Source organism: Paenibacillus doosanensis, from assembly GCF_025060755.1.
GTDB classification, from domain to species: Bacteria; Bacillota; Bacilli; order Paenibacillales; family NBRC-103111; genus Paenibacillus_S; species Paenibacillus_S doosanensis.
This window is the reverse complement of record NZ_JANYUY010000028.1, coordinates 43163-59760: the sequence shown is the minus strand read 5'-3', so window position 1 is coordinate 59760 and position 16598 is coordinate 43163. Positions and strand designations below refer to the sequence as shown.

At 53.8% G+C, this 16598-nt stretch carries 3 protein-coding genes; all 3 read right to left on the bottom strand.

What is annotated here, in order from left to right:
- Positions 1–109 precede the first annotated feature (109 nt).
- Positions 110–7738 carry an S-layer homology domain-containing protein gene (locus N0M98_RS19825; RefSeq protein ID WP_259618925.1) on the bottom strand — a complete coding sequence of 2543 codons (7629 nt, stop codon included), beginning with the start codon at positions 7736–7738 and terminating at the stop codon, positions 110–112.
- A 109-nt stretch (positions 7739–7847) separates the two neighbouring features.
- On the bottom strand, positions 7848–13301 hold the full coding sequence (locus N0M98_RS19820; protein WP_259618924.1) for an autotransporter adhesin family protein: 5454 nt from the start codon (positions 13299–13301) through the stop codon (positions 7848–7850).
- Between the two features lie 232 nt (positions 13302–13533).
- Positions 13534–16590 carry a hybrid sensor histidine kinase/response regulator gene (locus N0M98_RS19815; RefSeq protein ID WP_249865281.1) on the bottom strand — a complete coding sequence of 1019 codons (3057 nt, stop codon included), beginning with the start codon at positions 16588–16590 and terminating at the stop codon, positions 13534–13536.
- Positions 16591–16598 lie beyond the last annotated feature (8 nt).

The window sequence follows — 16598 nt, the reverse complement described above, 5'->3', positions numbered from 1 at the left end:
GATTTTTGCTTTACCGCCATCATTACACCGCCTTCATTTGGTAAAAAAACCGCTATAGTAGAGCTACCGGCAAACGTCATAAAGACTTGTGCCGGTAGCCCTCCTTATATTAATTGTTTACAATCCACGAGCTAAGTCTTATCGCAATAGCCGCCGCCTGCGCTCTCGTCAGCTCATCGAGCGGATTCACATGATTGCCGTCTCCTTCGATGATGCCGTTCTTGATGCAGAGCGCCGCCGGGATTTTCGCCCAGTCTGGGACTTCGTCCGCATCGGCAAAACCTGCCAGCGCCTGATCCGCCTCTTCCTCGGAAATGTCGCCCGCGCGGCCGAGCGCTTGAAGCAGCCGTCCCGCCATCGTCATCGCTTCGATTCTCGACATTGTAGCCTGAGGAGCGTAAGTGCCGTCCGCCAGCCCGTTCACAATGCCCATTTGCGCCGCTACCGACACGCTGCGGTTAAACCAGTCTTCTGCGCCGACATCTGCAAAGGAGGCCTGGCCGTTCTTATTCATCAAGCCGGCGACTCTCAGTAGGATGGTCGGATATTCGGCCCGGGTAATATAGCTTTCCGGATCGAACGTATCTTCACCCTTGCCGAGCACGAACAGCTTGGCTGCCGCCTGGCTGATGCTATCCTTGCCCCAGTAGCCGTCATCGACATCGCTGAACGATTTCGCGTTTCGTACGAATACCAGATTGCCGTTTCCGGTCAGTTGAACCAGAACATAGGCTCCGTCTTCGGAGTATTCCGGTTTCCACGGCAGCGGCGTCCATGCGTCTTCGGGGCTTTTCAGCACCACGGCCGTAAGGCTCGCCGGGTCAGCCGTTTGCGGCAGCGGCACGCGTACAGCCGCATAGGAATCCCAAGCGGACGCCGGAAGGTTCGTCTTGATGGAAACGCCCTGACCGTCCGCAAGCAATGCGGAATCCAAACTATCCGCTATGTCCTTGAGCGCCGGAAGCTCGTAGCTCTCATTCGGGAACAAGCTCACTTCCAGGTTGTCCTTCAATCCCGCCAGCTGCTTAGGCGTCAAAGTCAGCTTCGCCAAAGGCGTGTCAATCACGATGTTTTTCTGCTTGGCAACCGCAGCTTCGGCAATGCTCCGGTCCAAACGGAATGTGTACCCTCGGACCGTGGAGTCCTCCGTCCGGATTACAATATCTCCGCTGCCGTCCAAATCCACATCGCCCGCCGCAATAACGGCTTCAAGCACATTGTCGTTCTTCTCGGCGCTGATCGTACGCTGACCGACGGTAATTTGCGCCGTATCGGCCGGGATGACGCCGCCACCGCCGCCTCCTCCACCGCCTCCGCCGCTGCTAGAAGAAGAGCTCCATACGTTGGCAGTCAGCCTGCCCGATGCGGCAACGGCCAGCTTATCCTTCGAGGTTCTTTTCGCCACGACGACGATGTCGCCGGATTTAGCGCTGACCACGCCGCCCTCCGGCAGGAAGCTCCAGCCGCTAATATCTTGGCCGAGCACCGGAACAACCACAGGGGTCAGAGTCGGGGTGAACACTTTATACACCAGCTGATAGCCGAGCATTTCGCCCGGGTTGGCCACGGTCACCTTTGTCAGGCTGCTATTGCTTTTTATAGCCGAAGTGCTGGCTTGCAGATTGCCGAGCTCCGTCTCTGCCGGAACTTGAACGGCGGCAGCCGCCATCGCTTCCAGCGTGACGCCATCGGATACCTGATAGCTGGCCTGAACCAGACTGGCTCCGGTAGCTTGCGCCGTTATCGTGCCGTCGCTGCCGAGCTCAACCGCATCGCCCGACAAGATCGAGTAGCTGATCTTATTCTGAGGCACTTCCACTTCCTTGAATTTCGGCTTGCCCTTGGCGTCTTTGCCGTCGGAGATGCGCAGACGCGCCTCCAGCTTCAGGCTGTCGCCCGGCTTCATCGTCGGAACCTGTTTAATAACAAGTCCTGCAGGCACATCGTACTTGTCATTCGTAATATCGACGACGGCCTTATTTTCATTCCCCGCTCCGTCGCGGGCTTGTACGGTCAGCTCTGCGTTCGGATCGTTCGAGTCCACCGCGACTTCCCCGGAGAACCGCCCGTCTTCACCCACTTTGAGCGCCGTCTCTTTACCGTTCACGATGACCTTGAGTCCCGCGTCGTTAGAGCTTCTTCCCGAGACGCGGATTTTACCGCCGCTCGTTCTTGCGCCCGTCACCGGCTCGTCCAAATATAATATCGGAGCGATCGTATCGACGGTCAGATACAGCATCTTGACCTTGCTGTCCTTCGTTTTCGTATTGGTCGCCACAAGCTCGATCGCATATGTGCCGTCCGTCGTCTGCGGAGCGAGCTGCAGCACGCCGTGGCTGCCGCTGCCTTCATTCTGCAGCGTCGTCTTGCCGAGCGATTGACCGTTATAGAAGGCTTCCACCGATACATCCTGCTGATCGGAATACAGCTCGACGCTTTGCTGTGCGACATTATTGGTCAGCACGTCGATTTTCGGCTGACGCTTCGACAGCAGCTCCCGGCTCTTCTCCAAATCCGGCTTGGCAGGTACCGGAAGCAGCTTGCTTACGCTGTCGGTTCTATCCGCATAATGGAAGTTTTCGTTCTTATCCAGTTCCTTGGACGGCTTGACAACAGCGGAAACGCCAATCTTGTATTCTTGTCCGACCTGCAGCCCGACATATTTCACCTGGCTCGGGTCTACACTTCCGCCGTTCAGACTCTTTTGATCCACTGCATCGGAGGTTGTCGTAGCCGTCCAGCCCCCGAGCAAAATGCCCTCGTATTTGCCGGTTTCGGCATTCCAGTGGCTTGCAAGCTCCTGCTCGGTGAACATCAGCTCTCCGAAGTTGTCGTAAGGCAGCAGCTTGCCGTTTTGCTCCTGCATCGCATTGATTACATAGCTGTGTTCAGCGTCTTTCAATGCATCCTTCTTCGCCGCAGGCTTGAACGATAACGCGAAGTATCCGTTGCCCGCCGGCTCTATCGATACGTCGCTGACCGGCTGAGGCGCCAATGGATCGATGATTTCGAACTGCTCCGCCGATGTTTTGGTGCCGAAGGTCGATTCGGACTTCAGCTCGGCGCGCAAATAATAATTGCCCTGCTGCATTAATCCGCGAATATCTTCGGTTCCGTCCAGCATATCTACCTGGGTCACATCGATCGCCTTATGACCGCTGGTCGTTGTGCCGGAGAGTCCGCCTCCCTCGCTTACCTTCACATCCCGCGCAATCAGAATGCCGGGATCGCCCGGATCGAGCGTCTCCTGCCCGTTCTCGCCTTGGGTCGTAGTCGTGCTGACAGGCTCTTTGGTCAAGTACAGATTGACCGTATCTTCCGGCTTCGCATTTTCCACCGACCAGTTGGCCGTAAACCGGTTGGCGTTGCCGCTGTCTTTCGTCAAGCTGACGTCTTTGAGCTGCGGCAAAGTCGGAACGTTCAGTAGCTTCGTCTGCACCGCCGATTCGGAAGTCAGCGTCCATGTTCCGCCCTTTTGCACCCGATCCTGCGGAAGCACGATATACGCCTTGCGGTGATCGACCTTGTCGCTCGCTTGGGCAGCCGGGATAATTTGCGTGAACGCCGTCGCGTCCGGATTCGTATTCTTATCGTCATAAATGATCGGATAAGGCTGTCCCGCCGCATCTTTCAGTGTCAAGCTCGGTGTATTCTGATCGGTATATTCCACTTCAATGATCGCATTGCCGGTAACGCCGTCCATCGGAATTTCATGCACGCGTCCGCCGTTTTTCACGGTAATGCCGCCTATGCCGATGTCCATCGATCCGTTGTCCAGCAGCTGCACACCTTCGGCTACGTCGCGGTATACGATCTCATGCGTCTCTTTCTCCGCCTCGACCCACGATGTCGCCACCGTCTTCACGCCTTGCCCGATGACGAGCAGACGGGGACCGCGCTTCGGATCGTTGATCAGCAAATGGGTAAAGCCGTCCGGCAGCTGCTCGCTGGAGGTGCCGAATTCGACGCCGCCGCCCCAATAATAAGTGATTCCGAGCGAAATAAACAGAATGCCTACGCTTCCCCACACTTTGTCGTTGTTCAGTCCGAAGAACATGCTGGACAGCGGCATTCCCCCGACGACAGGCACTTCCTCCGGAATTTGCACCTTGGCGCCGATGTATCCTTCGAAGTCGGTCCGGTGCTTCTCCAGGTTTTGCCCGACGAACACCCCGGCTTTACCTACAATGACATTCCAGCCGGCAATATCTACCTCCGCCTGCATGCGCACGAACCAAGGCGTTACCCACTGGGCTTCGATCAAAGCCTGGGTCAGCATTTTGATTAAATCGTCTTCCTTGGGCGCCGCCTTGGGCGAATAATTCATTTTCCCTTCCAGCTTAATGCCCGTCCGCTTCAAGGTCAGGTCGATATCCCCGAAAAAGTACGCGGGAGCCACGCCGAACCTCAAGCTGACACCGGCCTCGATGACCAGCGGGAACGGATCGTCTTTGGTGCCGCCGGCAATCGTATCGGCCAGCTCGCGCACCGCTCCCCGGACCCCGGTCAGGTAAGTCGCTCCGGTAATCAGCACGCCCGGACTGTCCAGCGAGGCGCTGAATGCAATGACATCCGGCAAAATCCGTCCGTCATCGACCTGCTTGAACGAAATTTCCGCACCGATTTCGGTCATGCTTTTTAATTGGGCGTCGAATTTCAAGCCGTATGTGTTGGATACGCCGTCAACCTTCTGCACGTAATGAACGATGTTGATTTCACCGCTCGGCTTCTTCGGCCCTTCGGGTTCCTTCTTGGCGTCCTTCGATTCTTTTTTATCCGGCTCGATCAAGCCCAAGCTTTCATTCAGGTCGAACTTGAGCCCCGCATCGATGCCGACAAAGCCTTTATCGTTAAAAACAACGTTGCGGACTTCGGCGTTCAGCACCTTGAGCGAAATGGTTCCGCCGAAGGAAACGCCGCCCAGTCTTAGTATAAAGTCGTTAAACGAGATGCCGAAGCCGGAGAACGTAAAGTTCGGTACGGCAAACAAGCTGTGCTTGTTGAAATAAACGAGCTGGATCATCAGCTGGCGCAGCGGGTTGAGTCTGTCTCCCAGCGCTCCCGTCGCCCAGCGCAGCGTACCGTTTAGGCTATCGTCCTCTTCGTTTCCTTCTTCCTTCGGAAATTCCGCTTGCGGAATCGTATAGCCTTCTCCCAGCGTTTTATCGAAACCGTTGTAGAAATCGAGCGTCCATTCCCCTTTGTGGAACACAAAGCCGCTGCTTGCGACGCTGAGCGTTCCATCGCCTTTGACGAAGAGCGTATCGAAGAACGGCACGCTGTCGAAGCCGTTTACCTGCTGCTTGGCGCCGAAGATGTCCAGCTTGCCCCGGGAGAACACCATATCCTTGCCTTTGTAAGCAACGGCGCCGTTAATGATGGCCGGCTCGGTCTTCGTATCCACGATCACCTGCTGGTCCGCTCCGGTTCCCGCTGTTTTGATCATCCCGCGGATGTCGACGAGCTTCTCCTTCTCCTCGTCTTCGAAAAATTCGTCCATCTCATCTTGCGATGCGAACAGAGCGTAGTTGTATGCGGGCACTTCCTTCAGCGACTCGTCATCCAAATATCCGGAAAGATCGAACTCGGGATCGATCGCTTTGCTCGCCGCGCCGAAATAATATTTGGCATTTTTGAACACCGTTACGGCGCTGTATAAATCGGTTCCTTTCTTGAAAGGCTCACCTGGAAACGCGCTGTTGATATCGTCCAGCAGCTTCCCGCTCAGCGAAGGGGTCACATGGCTTAAATCGACCATTTGCTTATAGACGGCCATAATTTTCGCTTCCCTGACCCGGTTGGCATCGTTATCCGTCACGGCAAACGTTTGACTCGTCGTCAAATCGTACATCGCCGCAATGTCCGCATCGCCGCCGGTATCGCCCTTGTAGTCGATTTCAACCTGGTACTCCCCGAGCGGCAGCTCCGGCCCCAGACCGGCCTCAATCACCTTGCCGCTGCCGTCGACCAAATCGCCGCCCCGGTACGTAATACGCATGTCGCCGGAGAAACCGTCGTCAGTCGGCTGCAATATAACCGAGCTTTTGACCGGCACCTTATAGCGTTTTCCTGTCGCCTTATCTTTTAGATACAGATCGAAGTTAGGGTCGGTCGTCTCGTTGCCCGTATTGTACGCGTCGATATTCGTCATATTGACCGTAATGTATTTGACGTCCGTGCTGTACGCTTCCTTCGGCGTCAACCCGTAAGCATACGTCGGCACGGCGTTGCCGATGGCGGGCAGCAGCACAAAGTTCGATTTGCTCGACTCGTATTGGGCTTTTATCCCTTCGTCCGTCTCCCCTTCCAGCTTCACCTGGGTTTCCGGACTGCGAACCGTCATCATATATTGCTTGGTCGTAGGCCACGGCTTGCCCTTCGCCTGCACCTTGAACGAGGCGGTAACCGTATCGCCCGGCTTATACTTCGGTATAATGCCCTTCTCCGCCTCTTCCGGCGTCGCCGATTTCCGGAACATGAGCTTCTTGCTGCGGTAGGCCTCGGTCAGCGCTTTGCCGTTCGCGTCGCGCACAATATTGCCCTGCTCGTCCAGCTTGACGAAGTTCAGCCCGCTGTCCAGCGTCAGCTCAACCTCGATATTGGACTGCTCCATATTAAATACAGCCAGATTCTCCACTTCGGCGTTCAGATCGAATATGCCTTCGCCGACATAGTCGCTGTTATCGCTTAAGGTAGCGAGCTGCTGAGGCGGATCGAGATAGCGGATGGAAAACACTTTGTCCGGCTCGATAATTTCGCCCAAACCGTACACCGTCTCGAACGTCTGCACCGCTTGGTTGGCCAGCGGTTTCGGCTGCCAGTAGAAAGCTACCGCGGAGTCGGCCGTGCCATAGTCATTCGTATCTCTCGTAAAGTCAAGGTTCGGATTCGGCGTATAATCCCATTTCGTATTCGCCAGACCGTTCCAATGCCCTACGATCATTTCATCGACGATGTTGATGTTCTTCTCCGCGAAGTTATTGAAGCCGTAAGCCATTACATTGGTCGCTTGCGGATTCGTCAGATCGAGCTTGTCCCGCATAATCCAATACGGAGGCAATTTATAGAGCGGTCTGTCCTCCTCGGAAATACCCGGGTCATTCTCCGGGTCGTGAACAAGCTTTCTCTCCACGGTAAGAGGAACCTGATACGCCGTGCCGATCTGGAACTGCGGACCGTCGTTTCCTCCGACCATCGTGTCGAGCAGCATACGAGAGCCGAGCTGCACCTGGGCTCCGCTGTTGTTCAGCACTTCATAGCGGATGTTGACATTGCCCACGTTTTTCTTGTCCGATTTATCGGAATACAGCATAATAATTTGCTTGATCGCAACGCCTTTGATCGTCCATACCGTTTCTATTTGCTTCGTGCCGTTCGAATTCTCAACAATTCTCGGCGGCGTAATCTCCGAGAAGAAAGCGGCCCCGAACTTGTACGGGTTGCCGAAAATATAATCGGTCCCGTCGATCCGAAATGTCGTAAAAGAGGTTTCCGGGTCGTCGCCTTGGAACAGCATATTGACGTTATCGTCTTTTTTGCGGATCGGCTGCCCTTCCACCGTTCTTATGCCGTATCGTCCGGTGGCGTTATCGACCGTAATTTTAATGAAATCGTTCTGCAGCACCGTTACCTTGGGAGCGCTGAGCTCCGCTGCAAGAACGGATGCAACCTGGACGTTGGAGCCCAAAACGAATATAAGCGCGAACAATAGTATCAGCGTCTTTTTGAGAAGCTTCAATGCAACTGCCTCCTATTCTAAAACCGTAAATACCCTCTTTTCTTTGAACAAAGGTAAAGGCGTCCTTAAAAGGAAGCCTTTATCCCCCGATAGCTTGTCATCCGTCCGACTATTGCTTCTTGCCTATAAAGAAGGTCGCATACTCGCGTTCCCGCTCCTGATTGCGGACGATAATCGTATACCAGCCCGCTTCCGGGAAGGTGACTTTATACTGCCCTTTCACCAAATCGCCGTACGAAACTTGACTTGCAATGTATTTCATTTGCCCTTCGCGATACAATCCCGGCTGATAGAACAAATCGTAAGTGCCCCATTCGTTGACTTGTTTTTGCCCGTCCACATTCATCACGTTAAATTTCTCAATGCTGAAGGTGAGCGTATTAGTATCGAACAATGCGCTTTCCACGCTGGAACCGGACAGAAGCACTCCGTCGGCAAAGATGAGCATGCCGTCGCCGGACACTACGGTTACGTCCTGATACGCTACCGCCGTATTGCCGACCTGATCCGTTGCGGTGTATGTGACGCGCTGCCGACCGAGCTTGCCCAGATCGAGCCCGCTGATTGCGACGCGAATTTGATCCGCCGAAGATACATTGTCGCTGACGGCGTATCCTCCCAAGTCGGTTAGGAAGTTGAAATCCGGCTTGTTCTGCGTCACACCGACCGAAGACATCTTCAATTCGATACTCGGCGCCGTGTTATCCAGACCTTGAATGGTCACGGGCACCTTTTTCGTATTGCCGAGCAGGTCGGTCAGAGCGACGAGCGTGGAACCGTCCGCCGAGAACGTTCTTGAATAGGTGAACGAGCCGTCGTCGCCGCTGATCCGGTTCGTATATTTGCCGTCGGCGTCTTTGGCGGGAGCCGTGCCCGCAAATACCATATTCGGCGCCGTAACGTTACCGGACAGCGTCACCTTCATCTTGCCTTTCGCATACGGCACGCCGTTAACCGTTACAATCCGATCCTCCGGCAGAGCGTTGCCCGCATCGTCTACAAACGTATACTTGATCGAGTCCGCTTCCGGCGGTGCGGAGATAATGTTGTCGACCGTTTCCTTCACGACCGTCGTATTGCCGTACACATCCGATACCGTGAAGGAAGCCGTACCGTTCTGCAGCAGCATCGCCGTATTTTTTCCGCCAGGTACAATAAAGTCTTTATCTTTCGGATTTTGCTTCACTACCGTTAATGTGACTCCGTTGGAAAACAGCACATTGCCGTTATCGTCGGTTATCGTTCCGAACGTCTTGCTGCCGTTGTCGCCGTAAGCGTAAGAACGCTCAATTTTCACCTTCGGCGCCTCTTTGTCGATATAATCGACGGCAGCCTTCGCCTTCCCCGTATTGCCCGCTTCGTCCACAAACTCGAATTCGAAGCTTCCGTTCTCCGTAAACGTGTAGGTCGAGCGTCCGGGAGGATTCGTTATTCTGACCTGCTCGGACAAATCCGTCAGCTGCACGGTCACATTCCCGTTCGTCTTGCCGGTATTCAAATATTCAACCGAACCGGTCGGCGGCGTAGTATCGATATTTTTGACCACGGCATACAGCGTCGATTTCCTGCTTGCATCGGCGTTGTCCGTCAGCTCGAAGGTGTACAGCCCGTTGGCATTGACATGGAACGTGTTGCCGCTGCGAACCGGAGTCGAAGGATTGGCTGCGGCAGGCACGACTTTAATGCCGAGCGGAGCTGCGATATCGATATCTACTCCCGTTTCCAGGCTGGCCGGTCTGTCGCTGCTTAAGCTGGCTAACGCGTACACCGGCATCGTCTTGGGCATATTCGACGCATCCAGATTTTTCGGCTGGCCAACGACGCCCGCAGACGTTCTGTATTTCACTTGAATATGCAAATCGTTCGTGTTGTTCGTCGGCACTTTCAGCGCGACGAAGTTCGTATAAGGACGCCACTTGACCCAGCTTGCTCCGTTATCCGGAGATACCGAGAAATCGTATCCGCCTTTATCCACCGTGCCGGTATCGAGACCGAGCTGCACGATCGCGGTATAACCGTCCTCCTCGTCACCGTACAAGTAAATCAGATCCGATTGCACATCGGCCGGAGGCGTATTGGCGTTCTCGGATTTGGAGACGGCGAACACTCCCGTCGTTTGGGCGATAACGCCGTTCTTCGCCCCGTCCTTGGCCCATACGTACAGCCGGAAATTTTTTTGCTCGCCTGGCTTCAAAGCCTCATTGGTAATAACGGCTTTGCCGTCCTCCGGCAAATCGATCCAGCCCGGGGCATTCTCCGCCGGCGCCGGAAGCTGCTCGTCGATCCATTGGTACTTTATCAGCTCGATTGGCGCTTCAATGTCTGGATTCACGGGTACCGTGACCGTCACGTTTTGCGAATCTTGCGGATAAGCGACTCCGCTTTTGCTAAAGGTGACGACCGGAGCCACGTTATCGAATTTATATTCTTTGGCAAAGAAATATTTTTTCTCGAAGCCGCTCTCATTGATTTTCGCAAGAATATGCACATATTGACTGCCGTTTTTACCCGGATCGGCGGGCACAGTGTAAATCCGGTCTCCGTTATCGCCGTTGGCGTAAGAAGAGAATGCCGTGAAAGAGGATTCCTCCGGCCTTACCGGACTGGAGCTGTACGCATATCCGGCAAAAGTCGCATAGAGCGGATCGCCCAGAGAGAGCAAGCTCGCGTCGTATGCCGATTGCGTTACCGTCCCGTATGTCGTTTGGGCGACCGTGTTCCCATATGCCGAAGCCGTCACGGTCGACAGCGTCAGCGGCGAGATGCTTCCCAGTCCCGTCAGCTTAAACTGAACGTCATGGCTTTGCACAAAGCTTGGGCTTGCTTCCGTCAGATAGCTTCCGCTGATCCGCCCGGAAGAATTGACCGTTACGGTCTTATCGTTATGAACCGTCCGTTCGTTGCCCGCATTATCGACCGTTCGGACGTAGAGCCAATACGCCCCGTCTTCCACAACCTCGTTCTGCGTCGTCAGCGTCGCGCTGTCTCCGGCCAATTCCACCGGCATCCAGGCCGCATCCTGAGGCTGGCTTCCGTCCTTCACCCACTGGTACGAACTGCCGGCGACTCCGCTGTGCTCGTCCGTAATTCTGACTTTCACCTGAACGGCAGGCGTATTGTCTCCGGCGATTTCAACGTAAGCGACCGCAGGCGCCTTGTTATCCAGCTTGATCGTTCCGACGCTGTGAACCCAGTTGGAATCTTCCTTCTCGAAGTCAGTCAGCGGCCACACGGCCAAATCGCCGTAGCTGCCTACCTTCTCCAGCGCCTTATTATCGGCGTAAAAGATTTTATCCGCTTCAGAGCCCGGAGCCTCGGCGATCCAGCCGTTGTATTCTTCGGGATGCTGTTGTATGTAGGATTGCTTCTTGGTGTACTGCATCAATTCTCTTGCCGAATCCCAGGTCATGTCCGACGTCCATGTATGCAAATACCATTCGCCGCTCTTCTCTTCGGTTAACGCTTCCGCTGGCAGCGCGATCAGATTCGTTTTGTTATTGGCGACGCTGAGCTGAATGTTGCTGCCCGGATACAGATCCTCGCCTGGCTGCTTAGCTGACAGAGAGAACCGCTTGAGCGCCGCAAAATGATCTCCCGCTTTGTTTGCAAACGGATCGGTCGCGCTTTGACTCCACATATAATAGACCAATCCTACGGCCGGAGAGCTGGAGCCCGTCATGTTCGATGGACGATAGATGCCCCTGCTCGGCCTCACTTCTCCCGGTCCCTTCGGATCAAGAGACGGTACGATCAGCGCAGGATCGTTGGCGTCGATCGTCACTTTGCCGTTTTTCTGATAAACCTGATCGGTCGCCCCTCCCGATTCATAGCGGTAGCTGATCTCCGGCTGCGTATTGTCAATCGACAGCTGCGCCCAGTCGATCTTCGAATTGACGTTGGCCGCATCCTCGCCGTCTTCCGGGTCGGTGAAAATTCCTTCATAGTTGGCCGGCTGGATCAGCAGATTGCCCGCGTAATCCTGCAGCACGCCCGTATCCTTATTCTCGCCCGTCAGCGGGTCGATGACGTTCGCCTTATTCGTCAAGGCAATCGCCTTCAGAAGCGGCGCTTCCACCGTAACCCCGTCGGGAATCGCGAGATGGAACGTCCATTTGTCGGAATTGTCGCCCTTTACGTACGTCGCTTTCATCCCGTTATTGAGCAGTAAATAAGTATCGTTCACATCCCAACCTTTTTTAACCTGGGCTTCCTCCGTCAGCTGAACGGTGAAATCGAAAGCGTCGTTCTTGTTCAAAGTAACCCCGGTCAAAATTTCCGGTTGAATGCCGTTGCCGACCTTCGTATATTTGGGAGGCACCGCATCGACAATGACCCGAAGCCCTTGGTGATTATAGTCGAAAGGGTTGACGTTTTTGCCTTGCAAGTAGCCGCCTGCTGCGCTGCTATCGTCGCCCGATTGGTTGAATTTGGAATAATCGAGCACAATATTGCCTGCCGCGTCGGCGAGAACGGCTCCTCTGAACTTTTGCTCCAAAGAGGAATCGATGTCAAATACGGAGCCGCTCTCTCCGCTGGCTTTTTCAAGCTTCGGTTCGAGTGGCAGGTTGCCGCTATGATGATACTTGCTGGCCGTATATTTGTATTCCAAGCTTTTATTTAACGGTACACTGAGCGCACCTTTGGCAAAATCCGCCGCCGAGTAGTTTACGCTCTTCAAATATTGCTGCTCTCCGGCCGCCGGCAGTCCGGTTCCGGCCGGGTTGACAAACAGCGGATGTCTCAGAAACGGATCGTTATAGGCCGAGCTTAACGTAATCGGCCTTACCGGCTCGCTGAAATTGTACGCCAGACTGAAATATTCATTTTTTTTGGCGTACAGCTCCGTTTGAGCCGGTTCTATCTTTTTATTTTCCCTGAAAGCGCCGTTGCCCTTGAATGTATATCCCGTCAAAACCGGACGTTTAACGTCTTTAAATCGAATATATAAGCCTCTCGGACCGGACGGAGCGTCCGTCTCATCCCGCACTCCTTTTACTACGACGTTAATAACAGAGTTCTCCGTTATATGTATATCGCCGGATTTGCTCGAACCAGCACCGCCATGATAAGCTAGATCATAGACTACCTGTTGGCCGTCGACATAACCCCACACTTCCGTCCCTTGCCAGCATTTCGGAATACCAAGAAAACCGCAATGCTCCTCAACCCACTCTAGATAGCTCCAGCCGATAGCAACCGTTGCGTCCCCGCCTTGGGCAAGAGCTTTCAGCTGCGGATTTTGCGCGACATTGATCGTAAAATTCATGGTATCGCCTTCATGGACAAAAAGATCTCCGTTTACAAAATCATGATTCCCCCCGATACCGCTATAGCTATATCCATCGGTTTTGCCTATGAAGTTGGCTAACGCATTTTCCGGCGAATGGGAGCAGTTCCCGATTAACACTTGAGTCGATCCGAAGCGAACCTCCTGATCTCCGGACCCGCATTCGCCGCCCGCCGCCTCCGCCTTCGGCATATCCCAAGGCAGAAGAAGCGACAACAGCATGCATACGCTCAAAACGATAGAGCACCATCTTCTTGCCGTCTTGCTCTTCAACATTACAATGAAACCCCCTCTATAAAATCCTTACAACCTATTTCCTATTCACGGCAAACTGGGACTAACTTATTATTTTTTTCCATCTTACGACAGCGAACCTTAAAGAAACCTTAAAAACTAGGTCTTTCGACATAATCTGTATGAAATTTCACCAAAAAGGACTGTCGTCCCAAACAAAAAACGACAACCTTCTCCCGATATTCACATCGGGGAAAGATTGTCGTTTTTGTCGTCACACGTTGGAGTGAAGGACTGCTGCTAACGGAATCAGCACCGTCACTTTGGTTCCGTTTCCCGGCGAGCTGTCCACTCGCAATTCCGAATGATATTCATATTTGAGCCGCTTCATAATATTTTTCAATCCGACTCCCTGGGAAGCCTCCGAGCTCGGGTCCAGCAAGCAACTAAGCCTGTCCTCTCCTATACCGACACCGTCATCCTCGATTTGGATGCAATAATGAGCGTCCGTCCGGTTCGCCTTAATTTTCACCGTGCCTCCCTCGGTTCGGCCTCCGATCCCATGCCGGATCGCATTCTCAACGAGCGGCTGGATCAGCAGCGGGGGAATGCTGACACCGTACATCTCTACTGCTATGTCATACTCAATCCGCAGGCGGTCTTTAAATCTCGTCCGTTCGATTTCGACGTAAGAACGGATCAGGTTCAGCTCCTGTCCGAAGGAGGTTCGTTTCTGGACATTGCTGAACCGGAAGCTTCCGCGCAAATAGTCGGCCAAATCCGTCGTCAATTTACGCGACTGTTCTTCGTCGGTATAGCTTAGGGCGATGATCGTATTCAGCACGTTGTACAAGAAATGGGGCTTGATCTGGGACTGGAGAAACGCCACCTCCAGCTCGATCGCCTTCTCCAGCGACTCCTTCATCAGCAGCAAGCCCTTGATTCTCGCCTTCAGCTCCATCGCATCGAACGGCTTCGGCAAGAAATCGTTCGCCCCCGCCTCGAAGGCGGCGAGCTTATCCTGCGGCTGCGCCGCCGTCGTCACCATTAATACGGGCATTTCCAGCAGCGTATACTTTTGACGGATGTACTGGCATACCTCATAACCCGACATTCCCGGCATCATCAGATCGAGAACGACCAGATCGACCGCATTCGGCTTATCGATCTGCGCAACCGCCTCCAGACCGTTCTTGACGGCAACGACATTGCAGCCTGTCGGCGCCAGCGCATCGAGCAATATTTTCAAATTGGAAAAGTCATCGTCGACGATAAGAATCGTATGCTTACCCAAGTTCTCCTTATAATAGGGAGTAGGGAACGAATAATCCTGCTCGTCCCGGGCTCTGACGTAAGCGAGTTTGTTCGTGCTCGCGCTCGCACCGCTGCCGGCGGACGGCAAGCTGATGGTGAACACCGTTCCTTCGCCTTGGACGGACGACACCTCGATAGTGCCGCGCTGCAGCTCGATCAGCTGCTTCACGATAGGCAGTCCAAGCCCGAAGCTCTGAAGGCCTTGCGACTCGAAGGACTGGAACGGTTCGAAGATGAGATCGAGCGCCTGAGGGTCGATTCCCGCTCCCGTATCCGCCACCGAAATTTCGATCATTCCGTCCCGCTCCGCCGCTGACACTTCGATACTCCCGCTTACCGTATGCTTCACGGCGTTATCGAGCAAGTTGTTCAATATTTGCCGAAAACGGTTTTCATCCGCAAGCACATTCGGCAAATTTTCCGGAACTTTGTTGATCAAAGCGATCGGTTTACCTGCCGTTAAGAAGGAAAAGATTCGCAGCACAATGTCCACCGTCGTACGAACATCGACCGCTACCGGACGAACAGTCAAATCTCCCTGCTTCAGCTTCGACAAGTCCAATATATCAAGCACGAGCTGCGACAGCTTGCGGCTGATGCTAAGGACCAGCTCCAGCTTCTCCTGCTGCTCCGGCGGCAGCGGATCGCGCGCATCCTGGACCATCGATTCGGAAATCGTAATAATGCTGTGCAGCGGCGTTTTGAATTCATGCGATGTTTTGGAAAGGAAATCATCCTTTAATTTATCCGCTTTGAGCAGCTGCAGCGAAAGCTGTTCGTTCTTCTTGAACTCGTTCGAGAACCGGAGCGACATGAGCAGAGCAAGCATCAGCAGCACGAGAATGACCTCGTACGGAAAAGTAAAATACAGCGGTGCGTTCGTGTAGACGTTGAAGCTTTGCGCCAAGGAATGATAGTTTAACGAAATAGCTGCCACTACCAGATACAAGCTGCCTTCCACCCGATGAAGCGCGGCCAGCACGTAGACATACGTCGCATACAAAAACGGCGCCGTCGCATAAAAGGTCGTCATCAGCAATAACAACCTGCTATTGTGCACATCCACAAGAGCCGTGATCATGAGCACGACCCCCAACAGGAGCCCCGTATGGATGACCCACTTGTGGCAAAAAGGACGAAACGCCGTATAAACGAACAAAAACAGCGACATGCAGGCGGCATATACCGAAATCGACTGCAGGCGAATATAAATGCCGTACGGTACGAAGTCGAATAAGACGAACAGCAATCTTTCGCCGCGCGTCGACAAAAACATGGTTACGAATATGCATAGAAGTCCAAAGGTAACGAGCGAATAATCGTTTTTACGCTGGGAATACAATCCGATGAAATACATCCCCATAATGAAAAAGCTGCAGATGGAGATTAAATCGCGGGCCAGCGCGATATCGCGCAAACTGGAAATTTGATTCGAATAACCGAAATAGATGGAATTGGGAATACCGCTGCTCGGCAAATAATCGTAGTTAGCCACCTGCACGATAATTTCGTTCCAGCCCGGCTGCAAAGAAAAATAAGCGACGTACGGCTTATTGCTTCCCACGTACGAACCTTGATCCGGCAAAGTTCCCGCCGAACCGATTTCCGTTCCGTTGACGAGAATACGATTAGCCATTTGAATCGATAACGTCTTCAAGCCGTACATACGGTTTCCATCGTCTACGCGGATGTGCAGCCGGTAAGTGGCTAAACCGAACGGCTTCATCCGCTTGCCCCAGGAACTCGGCAAATACATCGTCTCCGGAGATGGGGATGAGGATGTTTCCACATAAGCCTGCAACTCCTCATGCCCAAGCAGCCTGCCGGGGTAAAACTCCCATTCTCCGTCCAGCGCCACAACGCCTTTCTCGGCCAAGGGCCAGCCGCTTAAGTCCATGCGCCCGCCGGCTGCAAGCGGCGTGCCATTATCGCGAATCATATACAATTGGTACAGAAATCCGTAGGAAACGATCAGCATGATCAATGTTACGGCCGCTGCGGCCAGCTTTTTTCTCATTCGTTACT

Excerpts from the sequence above, each read along its gene's own strand:
- N0M98_RS19820 (WP_259618924.1), bottom strand. The coding sequence starts at position 13,301 with ATGTTGAAGAGCAAGACGGCAAGAAGATGGTGCTCTATCGTTTTGAGC.
- N0M98_RS19815 (WP_249865281.1), bottom strand. The coding sequence starts at position 16,590 with ATGAGAAAAAAGCTGGCCGCAGCGGCCGTAACATTGATCATGCTGATC.